Source organism: Streptomyces sp. NBC_00873, assembly GCF_045207415.1.
GTDB lineage: Bacteria > Actinomycetota > Actinomycetes > Streptomycetales > Streptomycetaceae > Streptomyces.
Genome location: NZ_CP108803.1, coordinates 1,221,865 through 1,238,480, shown reverse-complemented (window position 1 = coordinate 1,238,480; position 16,616 = coordinate 1,221,865). Strand labels below are relative to the sequence as shown.

Below are 16,616 nucleotides of genomic sequence, written 5' to 3'. Positions count from 1 at the left end.
CACCTCAAGGCTCCGGCGCAGGTCAGCACCAGATATCGGCGCAGCCGGAGTTGTACGCGTCGATCAGGGTCTCCGTCAGCGAGGCACCTGAGGTGTCCGTGACGGCGGTGCGCAGGTCGACCTTCGCGGTGCCCACCGCGGGCACCGTCACCTTCCACCTGCCGTCGGCCGTGCGCGCCGCCGCGGCCTGCTTCCAGTCGGTGCCGTCCGTCGCATACCAGACCTTCAACGAAGCGACGGCAAGCGCCCGCCGACTGCCCTGCGCGGTCAGCCCGACCGTGTAGTCGAGCGGCTTCCCCGCGTCGGCCGCGTTCTCGCCGGTCAGCGGCAGCCGGTAGTCGAGGTCCAGCAGTCGGGCCGCGGCGGCGGACTCCTCGTGACCGGAGCGGAACCGCCACTCGCTGGTGATCCGGGTGCCGAGCATCCACTTCACCGGATCCGGTGAAGTGCGGGTGGCGTCGACCGTCAGCCGGTACCAGTCGTCCTTCCGCGGCAGGTCGAACGTCGCGCGGCCCGGTACGTCGTTGCGGGCCAGCACCTTCCCGCCGTCGTCCGCCAGGACCGTGCTGCCGGTGTCCGCCACCGGCGCCGTCTCGGCACGGTGCCCCGCCGCGTCCGAGAACACCGGGAGCGCCACATCCAGCTTGTCGCCGTCCCGGGTGATCTGCGCCGCCCCGGCCTGCTCGCCGAGCGCCGGATTGAAGGGTGCGGACATCCAGTCGTCCCGGTAGTCACCGCCCGCGCGGTACACGGTGGGCGCGCTGACCAGCGTTCCCAAGGGATAGACTCGCTCGGAGATGTCGTACAGGTAGTGGAAGGTCGCCGTCGTCCACGCCACGTCCGGGCTGTAGTAGAGCGTCTGCTCCGACGGCGGCCGGTAGCGGGTGGACTGCTGGTAGAGCGTCAGCCCGTGCCAGGTCGTCCAGGCGTACATGCCCTTCGGGTCGGACGGGTAGCCGTGCGTGCGCTGCACCGTCTTCACCTTGGCGAGACGGGACCGCTGGTCGAACCAGTCGGCGCCGGCCGGGACCCTGCCGTCGACGGAGTGGTGCAGGAAGTAGGCGTCCGCCGAGGTGTTGATGCCGTCGACCGTCAGCGTCAGCGGCCCTTCGGCCAGCCGTGCCCGCAGGGCAGGCACACTGGCCGTGTCCAGCCTGAGTACCGGTGTCGGCCTGTAGACCGAGAGCCCGTAGCCGACATACATGATGGCGGCCGTGCCCGCGTCCGTCAGCTTCTGGTAGAGCGCGTTGTTGAACGCGGTCTGGCTGGTGGCCGGTGTCCACAGGACGATCTTGCCCTTGAGGTCCATGGCCGCCGGGTCGGTGGCCGCCCCGGTGCCGATGTCGACAACCTCGCCGGTGGCCGTGCCCAGCCAGCTGTAGATGCTGTACTGCGAGAGCAGCAGCTTCAGCGCGTCGGCCGAGGAGCCGGGCTCGTGTGCGTCGACCTCCCGCTGCTGCCAGCTCAGCCCGCCGAAGAAGCTGAGCCCGTCCAACGTCCCACCGGTGGTGGGCACCGCCTCCACGCGGTACTGACCGGCGGCGCTCGGCGCGATCAGACCGGTCTCCCGGGCGTCCGTAGCGGAACCGATGCGTGACACGATCCCGGTCGCCGACTGAAAGGACACCCGCGCGGACCCGTCGTCCACGCCGATCCTGACCGGCTTCGCCCCTTCGGTGTCCAGTGTGACGGAGCTGTCCTGGTCGACCGTCACCCGCCGGGCGAAGTGGATCGCCGCGGTTCCGACGACGGTGTTGCCCACCGTGTCGTACTCCCAGGTGTGTCCCAGGATCCGGTAACTGCCGCGCGGCAGCGTCACCGTCCTCGGCTTGGTGCCGTCCAGCCCGATCACCTGGGACGCGCCCGTCTTCTCGTTCTGCAGGACCGCACCCGTCGAGGTGCGCTCGGCGCCTTCGCGCGGTGCGGGACCGGTCAGGGTGAGGGTGTACGTCTCGGGATCGGCCGCGACCGAGACGGGCACCGTCGCCCGGCCGCTCCCCGGCCAAGTCGCGGTGACCGCCCCGCTGTACGTCGTCCCCGCCTCGACCTGTGACGGTTCGAGGGTGACATCCGTGACCGCGGACGAACGCGAGGGCACGGTCACCGTCTCCGCGCCCAGCCGGATCGTCCGGCCGGGCCCGACGGACAGGCTCAGCTTCACGGGCTTGTCCGTGGTGTTCGTCCACGTCACCTGGTGGCTCTGCGCTGCGGCGGAGGCGTTCGGGTACGTGGCGTGAGCGGCCAGTGCGGCGGGTGCGGCAACCACCTTCGCTGCCAGCGCGGCCGGTACGTCGGTGAGACCGGCGCCCGTGTCGCTCACCGTCGCACCCGCCACCGGGGCGGCGCTGCCGACGAGTGCGGCCTTCAGCTGCGCCCCTGTCCAGTCGGGGTGGCGTTGGGCCAGCAGGGCTGCGGCTCCCGCGACATGCGGGCTGGCCATCGACGTACCGGAGAGCGAGGCGTACTGCTCGGTGACGGCCGCGTCGCCCAGCGTGCCGACGGCGCGGGCGGCCACGATGGCGCTGCCCGGTGCGGAGATCTCCGGCTTGACCGCGGGCCTGCCCTGGCGCGGTCCGCGTGAGGAGAACGACGACATCTCACCGGACTTGGTGACCGAGCCGACCGTCAGTGCGGCATCGGCGGCGCCCGGCGCGCTGATCGTACGGTCGCCGCTGTTGCCCGCGGCGATCACGAAGAGCGTGCCGTGCTCGGCGGAGAGCCGGTCGACCGCGGCGGAGAGCGGGTCGGTGCCGTCGGAAGCCCGGTTCGACCCGAGACTCATGTTGACGATCCGGGCGTCCTGGTCGACGGCCCACTGCATGCCGGCGAGGATCCAGGAGTCGTAGCCGTAGCCGCCGTTGCCGAGGACCTTGCCCTCGACGAGCTCCGCGCCCGGCGCGACACCCGCGTACCGGCCCCCGGAGGCGGCACCGGATCCGGCGAGGATCGAGGACACATGGGTGCCGTGGCCCTGCAGGTCCTGGACGTCGCCGTCCTCGGTGAAGTCCTGCGAGGCGGTGACGGCATTCTTCAGGTCCGGGTGGGTGCGGTCGTAGCCGGTGTCGAGGACCGCGACCTTGGTGCCCCTGCCAGTGATTCCGGCGCGGTGAGCCGTGTCCGCGCCGATCTGCGGTACGGACCGGTCGAGCGTCGCCCGTACCCTGCCGTCGAGCCAGACCTTCCCGATGCCTTCGCTGCGGGCCCCGGACGCCGTGCCGAGCTGCTTCCACACGCTGCCGGCCGACTTCTTCGGCACGCTCAGCGCCGTGGTGCGTGCGGTGCGGAAGGCCGCGGCGACGCGGGCACCCTTCGGCGCGTCGGGGCTCGCGGCGGACGGCGTGTCGCCGGCGACCAGGACCCGCAGGGTGTCGGTGCTGCTGTCGGCGTAGCCCGAGGCGACCAGCTCGGTCACGTCGAACAGCCGTTGGTCGACGCGGCCCTGCGCGATCTGTCCGACGGCGTCGATCGGCACCGCGTACTCGTGGCCGTCCGCCCGGAACCGCGTGAAGCCCATGCCCTCGCGGCCGGAGCCCGGCACGATCGAGCTGATCTGCACGGCGTTCCCGCTGCCGGAGTACGTCACCACGTCGCCGGTCAGCAGCGTGACGGTGCGGGCCGCGCCACCCGCGGCCGGGGATGCGGCCGGGTCGGCGAAGGCGGGGGCGTTGTCGGCGGCGGCAGGGAGTGATCCACCGGCAAGGGCGGCGGCGAGCGCTGTGGCGCAGGCCGTCGCCCATCTGGTCCGTCTCATTCTCACCTCGTGAACTCGTGTGTTCCCAGGGGGTGGTGAGGCGAGAATGTCAGGAGCATGGCGGCATACGGCCGGTCGGTGCTGGCGGGAAGCTGCCATGGCAGCTATTCGCCGTAAACCCTTTCGATCAGCGGGAGTTGAGAGAAGTCCCGCAGAGTGTCACCGGTACCAGCCGAACCGTTCGGCCATCACCGGCAGCCGTTCGGCGACGAGCGCATGGGCCGCCGCACGGGGCGTGGAGCCGTCGGCCTCGGCGCGGGCCAGCATCCGGTCGATCAGGGCGCGCATCGAGCGACGGGTGTGCCCGAACGCCTCCTCGGCGTCGGCGCCGATGTCGCCGAACAGGGTCCACCACCACCAGGCGTTCGTACCGGAGTTGACGACCACATCGGGCAGCACGGTGATCCCACGCCCGGCGAGCAGCGTCTCCGCCTCCGGCAGCACCGGCATGTTCGCCGCCTCGACCACCCAACGGGCGGTGATCAGAGCCTGGTTCGAGGCGTCGATGGCGTACGAGACCGCTGCCGGGACGAGAACCTCCGCCTCCTGGGTCAGCCAGGCGTCGGCGGGCAGCTCGCGGTCCCCGTCCCGCAGCGCACCGCGGTCCACCGTTCCGTACGCGTCCCGGGCGGTGAGCAGCGCCTCGACGTCGAGGCCCGCCGGGTTGGCGATGGTGCCCTTGATGTCCGCGACCGCGACGACCTTCAGCCCGGCCCGCGCCAGGAACCGCGCCGTCGCCCCGCCCATCGTGCCGAGCCCCTGCACGGACACGCGCGCCTCCGGGTAGGCCACGCCCGCCCGGTCCAGCGCGGCGAGCGCCGACTCGGCGACCCCGCAGCCGCCGACCAGCTCGTCGAGCCCGATGCCGTCCACCTCGACGGCGAACGCGTCGGCGAGCCGCTGCCGCGCCGCCGTCTCGTCGTCGAGCAGCGGATAGACGGCCTGGACCGAGGAGACGAGCCCGGCCTCGGCGGCCGCCCGGTCGACGAGGTCCTGCGTCAGCCCGAGGTCCTCACCGGTCGTCCAGATGTTCTCGATGTACGGGCGCACGGCCCGCAGATAGCGCACCAGTACCCCGTACGCCTCCGGGGCGCGCGGGTCGCAGTCGATGCCGCCCTTGGCGCCGCCGAGCGGTATGTAGCGGGCCTGTGCGTCGTCGGCGTCGAAGTGCAGAGCCTCCTTCATCGTCATACCACGGGCGAGTCCGGCCACTTCGTCGAGCGTGCAGCCCTCCCGCATCCGCAGCCCGCCGCTGGACACACCGCGCACCAGCCGGTCGACGACCAGATGGCCCTGGCGTCCGGTGACATGGTCCGTCCAGGTCAGCGAGATCAGCGGAGCCGGCGGGGTGGTCGGGGACGCGGTCGTCGTCGGCGTCGTCATCGGGGGGTCTCCTCGGTCACAGTGATCAGGGTGGGCCCAGGGGTGGCCAGGGCCAGGGACAGGGTGCGGGTGAGCGCCTCGGGTGAATCGGCGTGGACACCGTGGCCGCCGTACGCGCGGGCCAGCGCCGGTAGGTCGACAGCCGGCAGATCGACCGCCGTGGGGGTGTCGCCGCGCGCCGCCATTTCGTCACGGATCTCGCCGTAACCGCCGTTGTCGAACACCACGACGGGCAGCGGCAGTCGCAGCTGGGCGGCGGTGGCGAGCTCCTGCACGGAGAACTGCAGCCCGCCGTCACCGCTCAGCGCCACCACCTGACGGGCGGGATACGCGGTCTTCGCGCCGATCGCGGCGGGCAGGGCATAGCCGAGCGTGCCGAAGCCGGTCGGATGGAGATAGCGCCCCACCGGACCCACCGGCAGATGCGGGATCGCGCCGTAATAGCAGCACTGCGCACTGTCCGAGGTCAGGATCGCGTCCGCGTCCAGGACGGTTCGTACGGCCTGCAGATACGGCAGCCGGTGGGCATCACGCTCCGCGGTCTCCGCGTCCCGCCCGGCGCGCAGCGCCCGTACGGCACCGGCCCGGTCCGGAACCCCGGAGGCCGGTGCGCCATGGGTCCCGGCGAGTTGCTGCCGCAGGGCTTCCAGGGTGGTGCGGGCGTCGCCGACGAGCGGCAGTTGCGCGGGCAGTCCCGCGTACATCTGATCCGGGTCGATATCGATCCGGATCAGGGTGGCGCGCAGCACGGGCGGCGCGGACCAGAGATCGGACTCGGCCAGTTCCGTGCCCACGGCCAGCACCGCATCGCACCCGGCCAGCCACTGCTGTACGGACGGGCTGTGCAGCGACACCCCGAGCGACAGCGGGTGCGTCTCGTCGACGATCCCCTTGCCGTTGGCGGTGGTGACCACCGGCGCACCCAGCTCCTCGGCCAGCGTCAGGCACTGCGCCGCGGCGTTCCTGGCACCGCCGCCGAGGACCAGTGCGGGCTGCCGGGCCGACCGCAGCGCCTGCGCCGCGTCCCGCAGCGCGGGCCCGGACGGGCAGGTCGCGGGCGTCGGCGGGGCGAGCCGCACCGGACCCGCCGGTTCAAGCGTCTCCAGCAGATCGAGCGGCACCTCGATGTGGGCCGGGCGCGGGCGCCCGGTGCGGAACAGCGTGAAGGCGCGCGCCATCGCGGAGAAGATCTCCTCGACCGTCGACACCCGGTGGCTGAATGCCGAGACCCCCCGCAGCGCCTCGGTCTGGCTGCGCATCTCGTGCAGCAGACCGGTCGACTGGCGCGGGTGGCGCAGTGGCATGCCGGGCGAGACGACCAGCAGCGGCACGCTGTCCGAGTACGCCTGCCCGACCGCCGCCGCGATGTTCAGCAGCGCCGGACCGGTGGTGGTGATCGCCACCCCGGGGCGTCCGGTGACCCGCGCGTACGCATCGGCGGCGTACCCCGCGCCCTGCTCGTGGCGCGGGGTGACATGCGCGATGCCGTACGGGTCCAGATGCCGGTAGATCTCCAGGTTGTGCGTTCCCGGAATCCCGAACGCCTGCGTCACACCATGCTCCGCCAGTGCGCGAACCACGGCTTCGCCACCGGTCAGTGAGGTCGGCCTCGGCTGCTCGTACACACTGCCTCCCTCCACCAACAGGTCGATTTACTGAATTGCCAGTCAGTATCGAGAGCCGGGAGCGCCCCTGTCCAATGTGATCTTTACTGACTCGGTGTTCAGTGGCTGAAGTGCGACCGTCAGGGGGCGGCGGGGCGCGGCAGCTCGCACTGGTCCTTGAAGCCCTGGCTGGTCAGACCCAGTGCGGAGTTCGTCCTCGAGCGCATGTTCTGCACGGCGACCATGGTCGTCAGCGGCTGCTGTCACGGATGCGACGTCCGGGGCTGCCCGATGTGACATCGGAGAGCGGTGGATCGCGGAATCCTGCGACGGGTACGGACGTTGGTTCCGGCATGACGGGATTCTATGCAGAGCAGGACGCGCTCCTCCGGCTGATCGCCGAGGAGGACGGCGGGGTGCTCGTGACGCTGAAGCGGGACGGCCGGCCCCAGCTGTCCAATGTCAATCACTTCTACTGTCCCGAGGAGCGCATCATCCGCGTCTCGATCACCGAGGACAGGGCGAAGACGCGGAACCTCCGGCGCGATCCCAGGGCGAGCTACCACGTCACCAGCAAGGACCGCTGGGCCTGGACGGTCGCGGACGGGACCGCCGAGCTGTCGCCGGTCGCCGCCGATCCGCACGACGCGACCGTGGAGGAGCTGATCACGCTCTACCGCGACGTGCAGGGCGAGCACCCCGACTGGGACGACTACCGAAGTGCCATGGTCCGCGACCGGCGGATCGTCCTGCGACTGCACGTGGAGCATGTGTACGGGCAGCCGCGTGGCTGAGGCGGCGGGCCGTCATTCCCCTGGCTGTCCCGTACTCGCATGGTCGTACCCCCTGCTCACAATGAAACGACACCGATTCCCTCAGGAGATGTTGTGACCGGCGCTGACTCCCTGCACCCGCTCCGCACCCGGCTCCGTACGCTGCGACCTGCCGCATTCGGCGCCGACCCCGACGGCGACCGCATGGAGCGCATCCGGCGCTCACCCAACTTCGCCGACGGCGTCTTCCAGAACCCCACGGGGGCGCGGAGCAGGCCGTCCGGCTCCATGCTGGAGTTCGCGAAGGTCTTCTTCCGCAAGGAGGAGCGGGCCCGCAGGACGCCGACCGGCACGGTACCCGTCCACGCCACCACGCTCGCCGACCTCGCCGCGCCGCCCGCCACCGGGCTGCGGCTCACCTGGATGGGTCATTCGAGCGTGCTGGCCGAGATCGACGGCCGCCGGGTGCTCTTCGACCCGGTGTGGGGCGAGCGATGCTCGCCCTTCGCGTTTGCCGGGCCCAAGCGGCTGCACCCCGTTCCTCTGCCGCTCGCCGCGCTCGGCCCGGTCGACGCGGTCGTCATCTCCCACGACCACTATGACCACCTCGACCTGCCGACGATCCAGTCCCTGGCGGGTACGGACACGGTCTTCGCCGTACCGCTCGGCGTCGGAGCCCACCTGGAGCGCTGGGGCGTGTCCGCCGACCGGATGCGCGAGCTCGACTGGAACGAGACCACGCACATCGCGGGGATCAGCCTGACCGCGACCCCCGCCCGGCACTTCTGCGGGCGCGGCCTGCGCAACCAGCAGCACACCCTCTGGGCGTCCTGGGCCGTCGCGGGCCCGGAGCACCGGATCTACCACAGCGGGGACACCGGCTACTTCCCCGGTTTCAAGGACATCGGCACCGAGCACGGCCCGTTCGACGCGACGATGATCCAGATCGGCGCCTACTCCGAGTACTGGCCCAAGAACCACACGGACTGTACCCCACTCCCCGGTGGGTGGCCCGACATACATATGACGCCCGCTCAGGGGATCCAGGCGCACCTTGACCTGCAAGGGGGCAAGTCGCACGGCGTCATGATGCCCATCCACTGGGGCACCTTCACCCTCGCCGTGCACCCGTGGGCAGAGCCCGGCGAGTGGACTAAGGATGCCGCCGAGGAAGCCGAGCAGCCAGCCGCATTTCCCCGGCCGGGCGAGCCCTTCGAACCCGCGGGAACGCTTCCCCTCGATCCCTGGTGGCGGTCCGTGGCTGCCCCGATCGCGCACCCCTGGCGCCGTCCCAAAGCAACGGACGTTGCTCAGGGCCAGGATAATCGCGATCTTGATCTCGCAGGTGAGCGGTGACTCGGAGCAGGGATGAAAGCCTGAACGCAATGACGCGGGCGTTCGGCAAGTTGACGGAGGCCGAACAAAAGCAGGCGATCCAGGCGCTCGACGGTCCCCCTCGACGGGGGAGGGCTGCTGAGGCACGGCAGCACATCCCACTGCCCACTTCACGAAAGCCATCCGGCATTCAAGTCGAGACGCGGATCGTCAAGTCCTGACACTGAGGCCCCACCCTTCCGGCCAAAACAGCGGGGTGGGGCTTCCGTATTTCTCACTTGACTCTGACGCGTAAATAACTGCAGGTAGGAGCTGTCTTGGGCAGGGCCGTGCGCCCGGTCGGGACCTCGTCCGCCGGCGGGCGGAGAGGATTTCCAGGATGGGCAGGTCGGCCAGGGGGGCCATAGCGTGCTGGAAGAGCTGGAGTCGGGCGGGCCCGGTCCAGGCGCCTTTGACGGGGGTCGGCGTAGATCAGCCGGGGGTTGAGGGGGGCCAGATCGTCGTATTCCAGGCCGAGCTTGGCTCGGGTGTGGGGCGGGAAGTTGCTTATCAGGACATCGGCCCATCGCGCCAGCCGCTCGAGTGCGGGCCGGGCGCCGGCGATTTCAGGTTGAGCTCGATGCTGCGCTTGTTGCGATTGTCCAGCTGCCAGGGGTAGTTGACCCCTTCGACGTGGGGGTTGGGGGGTACCCGGCTGAGGGCACGGTAGTTGTCACCGGTGTGCGGTGGTTCGACCTTGACGACATCGGCGCCGAAGTCACCGAGCACGGTGGCCGCGGCTGGTCCGGCGATGAAGCTGGCGAGATCAACGACGTGCAGTCCCTCCAGCAAGGGCGTGTTCTCCATGACTGGTTCCTCTTCCGCCTGCTGTCCGGCTGGGTGTCGGCGTCCTCCTCTGCGGCGCTGCCTCCCTGCGGGCCGCCGAGGGGGGTGCGCGGCGCACGGGTGCTAAGGCGTGTATCGAAAGTGCTGGTCGCAGCCGCCATCGTGCGTCTGCCTCTGATGCGGCCTGTGTCAGTGCCACCTCGTAGGCTCTCAGCAACGTGGTCGAAGGGATTGCCGTGGAAGACCCGATGGGTATTGCAGCGCTGGCCAAGGTCCTGCCTCCGGATCTCGGCGCGGACGAGGAGATCGACTGGTCGGCGGCCGAGGCGCGGTGGGGCACGCGGTTCCCGCCTGACTACATGGCCTTCATGTCCATCTACGGCGCCGGCTCCTTCGCCGAGGTCAGCATCCTCATGCCGTTGCCCAAGGAGTACATCCAGTGGGACCCCGGAACCTTCGAGGAGGAAACGGAGAACGCCCGTGGCACCTGGGAGATGTTGGACGGCCAAGAAGGCCTCGACATCGACCCGGACCACATCCTCGCCTGGGGCATCACCTCGGGCCCCGACATCTTGTGCTGGCTGACCACTGACCCCGACCCCGACAACTGGCCCGTCCTGGTCTGCGGTCGACACACCCAAGACGACTTCACTCTCTTTCCCTGTGGCATGGTCGAATTCCTCCGCAAGCTGCTCCTGGACGAGCACGACCCCTACCCCCTCAGCATCGACCTGCGCGACGCCTCGCCGCGCTACGTGCACTGGCTTGAACAACAGAAACGCTGGAAGACGGGCTTGGACTGCTACACCGGTGAACCACGATCAACCCACCATTAGGGTCCGTCGCGACCGTGCTGGTCACAGCCATTCGTTGATGGCTGCGATGAGGACGGTCGCTTCGTAGCGGACGGCGAGTTTCTCGAAACGGGTAGCCACTGCCCGGTTCCTCTTGAGGCGGTTGATGCCGCACTCGACCGCGTGGCGCTCCTTGTAGTCGGTCTTGTCGAACTTCGGCGGACGTCCGCCGCGGGAGCCGAGCTTCTTGCGGTTGCGGGCCTGATCGGCCTTGTCCGGGATCGTGCAGCGGATCCCGCGTCTGCGCAGGTAGGCACGGTTCTTTCGGGAGGCGTACGCCTTGTCCGCCCGCACTCGGTCGGGCCGGGGGCGCGGTCGGCCCGATGCGGTGCGGGGCACGCGGATCGCCTTCAGGGCAGGCTCGAACTGCGGAGAGTCCCCCCGATGTCCGGCCGTGATGACGATCGACATCGGCTTTTGTCCCTGCTCGACGGCCAGGTGCAGCTTGGTGGTCAGGCCGCCGCGCGAGCGTCCGAGGCCGTGGTCGTCCGGCTCGGTGGCGATGCCACCGGGCGGCTCTTTTTGCAGATCTCCCTGTTTCAGTGCCCCGGCGGCGTGCTGGTGGGCCAGGCAGACGGTGGAGTCAACGTTGACATCCCAGGTGATCAGGCTCTTCGCGTCTGCCTGAGCCTGTAGCCCCCTCCAGATCCGCTTCCAGGCGCCATCCCGCTGCCAGCGCCGGAACAGGTCGTACACCCGACCCCATGGTCCGTACCGCTCCGGGATGTCCCGCCAAGATGTCCCGGTGGATGCCGTGTTCCGGGGGAGTTGGGGGTGTGCAGGAGACGGCCGCCCCCCTGAGCGTCCACTCACCTGAATCGGAAGGCGGCCCTCACACGCCGAAGAACTGGTGGGATCACTCCGGCGGAGAACGACGTTGTGCGGGAGGCCAATCCCGGCCTTCGCGCGGTTCTTGCCGCTGGCGGCCCGGCCGAGGACCCTGTGACCCCCGCCGTCGGGGACGTTGCCGCGTTTCTTGATGTCGACGTGTAAGAGGTTCGTAGCGACGAATGTTACGGCCGGTGGCGCGGTCCAGGTGGGACAAGGGGGCCACCTTGTAGCGGGTCAGAACGCGGTGCACGGTGGCCGGGTTCAGCCTGAGCAGGTAGGCGATGCGGGCGGGCGTCAGCGGTGCAGGACGCGGACTTTGGTGATCCGCCGCTCGGTACGGGTCGGCGTTCGGCCCGGGCTGTGGTGCGGGCGGAGAAGCGGTCGGGCATCCCGGTTTTGCCCGGTTCGCGGTAGCGGCCGGCCCACCGCTGAGCTGTGGTGGGCGAGACCTGGAAAGCGTTTGGCAGCACGGCGCAAGGGCCAGCCGTCCTCGATCACGCAGCGGGCCAGACGCAGCCGTCCGGTCTCGGTCAGAGGTGCATTACGGTGGGGCATGAGGGCCTTCTGATCGTCCGGTGGAGATGTCGCAATCCACACGTCACGGAGGTCGCCCGGGAACTCGGGTCAGCTCGGAGAATCTGCGCAACTGGGTCAGGCGTGAGAAGGTCGACCGGGGCGAAAGTGACGCGGGTGAACCGACCGGTGACTGTGCCCCGCGCGGCAGGCGTGCCCCGGTCCGGGTTGAACGGCAAGCTGAGCGGTTCGTCCTCCCGATGCATACTGCGGAGCAGGCGCCTGGCACCGTGTCGGCGCCGACGGGGAACCTCCATGGTGTCCCGGTCAGCGGCATCGGCTGTCGGAGGTCACTTGCCGGGCGTCTTCTGGTGGGAGGTGTGGGGCGGGACGATGTCGAGGACGGACATCATGCCCATGTCCTCGTGGTTGAGGATGTGGCAGTGCAGAACAGTCCTGCCGGTGAAGTCCCTGAAGTGGACGCGGATGACGATGGCACCGCGCCTGGGCACGTTCACCGTGTCGTACACGCTGTGGGATGGGTCCTCAGCCTTTCCGTTGGTGCTCATCAACTGGAAGTGGTCGGTGTGCAGGTGGAAGCTGTGCTCCTCGTCGGTGTCGTTGCGGACGGTCCACTCCTCGACGGTGCCGAGGGTTGAGGTGAAGTCGGTCCGTTTCGGGTCGAACGTCCGGCCGTTGATGTAGAAGACGGTGCCCGCTGTGTTCTCCGTGTAGACCATCGTCTTGCGGGCCGCGATCTTCGCGTCGCTCAGGTCCTCTTGCGGGACGAAGCCACTCGGGATCGTCGTCCGTGGCATGGGAGTGCCGCCGGTGACGACGGTCGCGAGGTCGGCCTGGGGGAACTGGTTGCCGGCCGGGCCCGTGTTGTAGGGCAGCGTCTCCAGTCGGGTGGTTCCGGGAGCACCGCCCTGGACCAGGACGTCGAAGCGTGCGGCGGCGGGGATGAGCAGCGTGTCCTTGGCGTAGATCCTGCGCACCGGAACGCCGTCCTGGGCGATCACGTGGAAGCGGGCTCCCGGCAGGTGCAGCTTGTAGTAGATGTTGGCGCCGATGTTGGCCAGCCGCCACAGCTGGGTCTCGCCCGGCCGGATGCGGATCACGGGGTTGTGCTGGCCGTTGACGGTGCGGTTGGTGGGCGCGCCGATGCTCAGGGGATGGGTTTTGATCGCGTCACCCTCGACCTGGAAGTCCTTGAGCGCGATGGTGTGTTCGGTGATGTGGTGCAGCGACGGCGGCAGGTGCTGCCGCAGGCCGTCGACGATGATGACGCCCGACTCGCCACCGGCGACCTGGGGGGCGGACAGCATGTCGGCGTGTGAGTGGTACCAGTAGGTACCAGTGGGGTGATTGCGCGGGAACTTGTAGGTGTAGTGGTAGGACTGCCCGTACTTGATGGAGATGAAGATATTGTCGGCGGGGGAGCGCGGCGAGACCATGAGTCCGTGCGTGTGCAGGTTGGTGTACTTGTCGGTCTTGTTGGTCATGGTCAGGTCGATGCGGTCTCCCGGCCGCACGCGCAACGTGGGCGGCATGTAGGCACCGTTGTAGGCCGTCGCGTATAACCGGCGGTCGCCGACCTGGACCTTGCGCCGCTCCACGACGATGGTCGCCCTGAGTACGCCGCCGTGGCTGACGAGCTCCGGCGGGTCCTGGAGCAGGAGCCCCGCGCCCCCTGAGGCGGGGTGGCCGTCCTGCGTGGCGGGGCTGTATGCGGCGCGGTAGAACCCCGTCGGTGTGTGCGCAAAGCCGCCGGACAGCCCGGCCACGGTGAGCGCCAGGCCAATGGCCGTCAAGGTCGGCGGGAAACGGGTGTTGAGCCGGGTCACGTCTCTCCCCAGGGGAACCGTGCGACCGCGCGGGTGACGCCCGGCCGGGAACGAGTGTCGAAAAGATGGACGGTCCGTGATCCGGATCGTATGCACGGCGGAGGCGGGAATGCCCCCGGTCGCACCCGGACGGTGCCTCCGTTCACTTGAATGAACCCCGCAGCGGAGTTCACGCAGGAGGCGCCGGGTCTTGGGGGCGGCCGTGGCCCACCCGCCACCCGCCACCCGCCGCCACGCCCCGGACCGCAAGAGTGACTGCCGCGCCTGTGGTGGCCGGCGCGCGAACCGTCTCTGCCCCGATGCCGGAGGAGGCGCCGGTGACCACCACACGGCGGCCGGACACACGAACCCCGCGCCGTACGTCGACCGCCCCGGCATCCGGTGGCCGACGTTCGCGAGTTCGTCGAGAGCACTCCCGGCTTTTCGCCTTGCGACGCCGCCCCTCGGACGCGGCCCTTGTACGCACGCCGGGCCGCGTCGGTATCGCCCTTGGCCTACGCGATGCCGTCGGCCGCAGCGGACCGGCCTGTCGGACGCCGCGGCTGGTGGTAGGCGGCTGGGGGCGCCGGCAGGCCGTTCGGGTCAGACGGCTGTGCGGCCGCCGTCCACGGGCAGTACGGCGCCGTGGACGAAGCTCGCCGCGTCGCTGGCCAGGTAGGCGATCGCCTCGGCGATCTCCTCCGGCTCGGCCGGTCGGCCGGCCGGGGCCTGGGCGGCCAGGGCGGCGAGGCCCTCCTCGCCCATGCCTGCCGTGCCCGCCGTGCGCACCGGGCCGGAACGCACGGCGTTGAATCGCACCCCGCGCGGGCCGTACTCCGCGGCCCATGCCTTGGTCAGCAGCTCCACGGCGGCCTTGCTCGACCCGTACGGGGCCATGCCCGCGGCCCCGTACGCGGCAACGATGGTGCTCACGTTGACGATCGCACCGCCGCCGCCCTCGGCCATTGCCGGCGCGAGTTCCGCCACCAGGTGGAACGGTGCCTTCACATTCAGCGCGTAGACGGTGTCGACCTCGCTCTCTGTTGACTTCTCGGTGGGCCCGAACGGGTAGATGCCCGCGTTGTTGTTGGGGCCGCCATGAGTTCAGCGGCGTCCTGGTCGGTCGTGGTCCTCGCGGGAGGCGCCGGACCGCCCGGGGTGGGCACAGTTGCCTGCGGCCATAAGGGGCACATGGATGGCCGCGTCTGTGACTGCTACGGCCAAGGTATGACGTCGTGCGCGCACCGCGCGGTTACATGAGCCGGGGGTGTGGTTTTGTCAGTCCCGATCAGACGCGAGGGAGCAATGAGCGAAGCACGCGAGAACCAGAAGGACAGCGCCTACGACGTGGTCGTGCTGGGCGCGGGCCCGGTCGGCCAGAACGTTGCCGACCGCGCCCGCGCCGCCGGCCTCACCGTGGCCGTCGTGGAGCGTGAACTGGTCGGTGGCGAATGCTCCTACTGGGCTTGCGTCCCCAGCAAGGCCCTGCTGCGGCCGGTCATCGCGGTCTCCGACGCCCGCCGGGTGGACGGCGCCCGGCAGGCCGTCACCGGCCGGCTCGACACCGACCGGGTCTTCGCCCGCCGAGACCACTACGTCACCGACTGGGACGACACCGGACAGGCCGAGTGGGTGAAGTCCACCGGCGCCGACCTCTTCCGCGGGCACGGTCGACTCGACGGCCCCCGACGGGTCACGGTCACCAGAGACGACGGCGCTCGCCACAGTCTTGTCGCCCGCCACGCGGTGGCCGTCGCCACCGGCAGTCGGCCGCTGCTGCCCGACATCCCCGGCATCCAGGAGGCCCGGCCCTGGACGAACCGGCACGGCACCGACTCCAGCACGGTCCCCGGCCGGCTCGCCATCGTCGGAGGAGGCGGAGTCGCGATCGAGATGGCCACCCTCTGGCAGGGCCTGGGTTCCCAGGTCACCCTGCTCGCACGCCGCCGCCTGATTCCTCGCATGGAACCCTTCGCGGGGGAGCTCGTCGCACGCAGCCTCACCGAGGCGGGCGTGGACGTGCGGATCGGCACCCAGGTCACCGCACTGCGCCGTCCGGACCCCACCGGGCCCGTCACTCTCACCCTCGACGACGGCAGCGACCTGCAGGCCGATGAGGTCATGGTCGCCACCGGCCGGACCCCCGCGACCGACGACATCGGCCTGGACACGGTCGGCCTCACCTCCGGCACGTGGCTGGACGTGGACACCACCTGCCTGGTCCGCAGGGTCGACGGCACATGGCTGTACGCCGTCGGTGACGTCAACCACCGCGCTCTACTCACCCACCAGGGCAAGTACCAGGCGCGGACCGCCGGCGACGCCATCGCCGCCCGCGCCGCAGGTCTCCCCGTGGACGACGGACCGTGGGGTGACCACGCCACCACCGCCGACCAGCACGCCGTGCCGCAGGTCTTCTTCACCGACCCTGAGGCGGCCGCCGTGGGCCTGACCGCCGAACAGGCGGCCGGGGCCGGCCACCGCATCAAGACCGTCGACCTCGACTTCGACACTGCCCAGGGCGCCAACCTCTACGCCGACAACTACCAGGGCCACGCACGGATGGTGGTCGACCTCGACCGGGAGGTTTTGCTCGGGGTGACCTTCGTCGGCCCCGGAGTCAGCGAGTTGCTGCACTCGGCAACCGTCGCGGTCGCCGGCGAGGTCCCGCTCAAGCGGCTCAGGCACGCCATCGCCTGCTTCCCGACCGTCAGCGAGATCTGGCCCTTCCTCCTTGCCGCCTACCACCGCGACCGCGCCTGAGCAGTGGGAGGGCACCTCAGAGCGCGGGCGCCGAGGGGCACGGTTGCTGGGCCGGGTCGGCCGAACGCGGGAGGGGCCGTCGTGGCTACTCACGCTGAGCGGTAGCGGCGGCGGCATCGTGGAGACGCGCGACTACTTGTGCGTGCCCTCAGGACGCC

10 protein-coding genes and 3 pseudogenes are annotated in these 16,616 nt (G+C 70.2%); 4 read left to right on the top strand and 9 right to left on the bottom strand.

Features of this window, described 5'->3' with window-relative positions:
• Positions 1 to 22: 22 nt before the first annotated feature.
• From OH809_RS05835 to OH809_RS05825, 3 genes are all read right to left on the bottom strand, one after another.
• Positions 23 to 3,751 (bottom strand): S8 family serine peptidase, encoded by a 3,729-nt coding sequence (locus OH809_RS05835; RefSeq protein WP_406423405.1) that lies wholly within the window; start codon positions 3,749 to 3,751, stop codon positions 23 to 25.
• A gap of 159 nt (positions 3,752 to 3,910) precedes the next feature.
• Positions 3,911 to 5,134 carry a Glu/Leu/Phe/Val dehydrogenase dimerization domain-containing protein gene (locus tag OH809_RS05830; protein WP_406423406.1) on the bottom strand — a complete coding sequence of 408 codons (1,224 nt, stop codon included), beginning with the start codon at positions 5,132 to 5,134 and terminating at the stop codon, positions 3,911 to 3,913.
• A complete protein-coding gene (locus OH809_RS05825; protein WP_406423407.1) occupies positions 5,131 to 6,759 on the bottom strand; it encodes a thiamine pyrophosphate-binding protein in 1,629 nt (542 codons plus the stop codon). Before OH809_RS05825 ends, OH809_RS05830 begins: the two co-directional genes overlap by 4 nt.
• Before the next feature lie 332 nt (positions 6,760 to 7,091).
• Here OH809_RS05825 and OH809_RS05820 point away from each other — a divergent pair, with 332 nt between their 5' ends.
• Both OH809_RS05820 and OH809_RS05815 read left to right on the top strand, forming a co-directional pair.
• A complete protein-coding gene (locus OH809_RS05820) occupies positions 7,092 to 7,532 on the top strand; it encodes a PPOX class F420-dependent oxidoreductase (RefSeq protein ID WP_406423408.1) in 441 nt (146 codons plus the stop codon).
• A gap of 93 nt (positions 7,533 to 7,625) precedes the next feature.
• On the top strand, positions 7,626 to 8,867 hold the full coding sequence (locus tag OH809_RS05815; protein ID WP_406423409.1) for an MBL fold metallo-hydrolase: 1,242 nt from the start codon (positions 7,626 to 7,628) through the stop codon (positions 8,865 to 8,867).
• Between the two features lie 339 nt (positions 8,868 to 9,206).
• Here OH809_RS05815 and OH809_RS05810 read toward each other — a convergent pair.
• Positions 9,207 to 9,314, bottom strand: a pseudogene (locus OH809_RS05810) (acetoacetate decarboxylase family protein); the annotation flags it as partial.
• A gap of 55 nt (positions 9,315 to 9,369) precedes the next feature.
• Positions 9,370 to 9,692, bottom strand: a pseudogene (locus OH809_RS05805) (CoA transferase); the annotation flags it as partial.
• 227 nt (positions 9,693 to 9,919) lie between these two features.
• Here OH809_RS05805 and OH809_RS05800 point away from each other — a divergent pair.
• The gene (locus tag OH809_RS05800) at positions 9,920 to 10,507 is read left to right on the top strand and encodes an SMI1/KNR4 family protein (protein ID WP_406423410.1); all 588 of its coding nucleotides are present in this window, start codon (positions 9,920 to 9,922) and stop codon (positions 10,505 to 10,507) included.
• A 21-nt stretch (positions 10,508 to 10,528) separates the two neighbouring features.
• On the opposite strand, the gene OH809_RS05795 is transcribed toward OH809_RS05800, so the two are convergent.
• The 4 genes and pseudogenes from OH809_RS05795 to OH809_RS05780 form a co-directional block, all read right to left on the bottom strand.
• The gene (locus OH809_RS05795; RefSeq protein WP_406425354.1) at positions 10,529 to 11,344 is read right to left on the bottom strand and encodes an IS5 family transposase; all 816 of its coding nucleotides are present in this window, start codon (positions 11,342 to 11,344) and stop codon (positions 10,529 to 10,531) included.
• A gap of 90 nt (positions 11,345 to 11,434) precedes the next feature.
• Positions 11,435 to 11,911, bottom strand: a pseudogene (locus OH809_RS05790) (helix-turn-helix domain-containing protein); the annotation flags it as partial.
• 308 nt (positions 11,912 to 12,219) lie between these two features.
• Complete coding sequence (locus tag OH809_RS05785; protein WP_406423411.1) at positions 12,220 to 13,716, bottom strand: multicopper oxidase family protein; 1,497 nt, start codon at positions 13,714 to 13,716, stop codon at positions 12,220 to 12,222.
• A 582-nt stretch (positions 13,717 to 14,298) separates the two neighbouring features.
• Positions 14,299 to 14,769 (bottom strand): SDR family NAD(P)-dependent oxidoreductase, encoded by a 471-nt coding sequence (locus OH809_RS05780; protein WP_406425356.1) that lies wholly within the window; start codon positions 14,767 to 14,769, stop codon positions 14,299 to 14,301.
• Positions 14,770 to 15,000: 231 nt separating this feature from the next.
• Here OH809_RS05780 and OH809_RS05775 point away from each other — a divergent pair, with 231 nt between their 5' ends.
• On the top strand, positions 15,001 to 16,458 hold the full coding sequence (locus OH809_RS05775) for a dihydrolipoyl dehydrogenase family protein (RefSeq protein WP_406423412.1): 1,458 nt from the start codon (positions 15,001 to 15,003) through the stop codon (positions 16,456 to 16,458).
• The last annotated feature ends 158 nt before the right edge of the window (positions 16,459 to 16,616 follow it).

Excerpts from the sequence above, each read along its gene's own strand:
- OH809_RS05835 (WP_406423405.1), bottom strand. The coding sequence starts at position 3,751 with ATGAGACGGACCAGATGGGCGACGGCCTGCGCCACAGCGCTCGCCGCC.
- OH809_RS05830 (WP_406423406.1), bottom strand. The coding sequence starts at position 5,134 with ATGACGACGCCGACGACGACCGCGTCCCCGACCACCCCGCCGGCTCCG.
- OH809_RS05820 (WP_406423408.1), top strand. The coding sequence starts at position 7,092 with ATGACGGGATTCTATGCAGAGCAGGACGCGCTCCTCCGGCTGATCGCC.
- OH809_RS05800 (WP_406423410.1), top strand. The coding sequence starts at position 9,920 with ATGGGTATTGCAGCGCTGGCCAAGGTCCTGCCTCCGGATCTCGGCGCG.
- OH809_RS05775 (WP_406423412.1), top strand. The coding sequence starts at position 15,001 with ATGAGCGAAGCACGCGAGAACCAGAAGGACAGCGCCTACGACGTGGTC.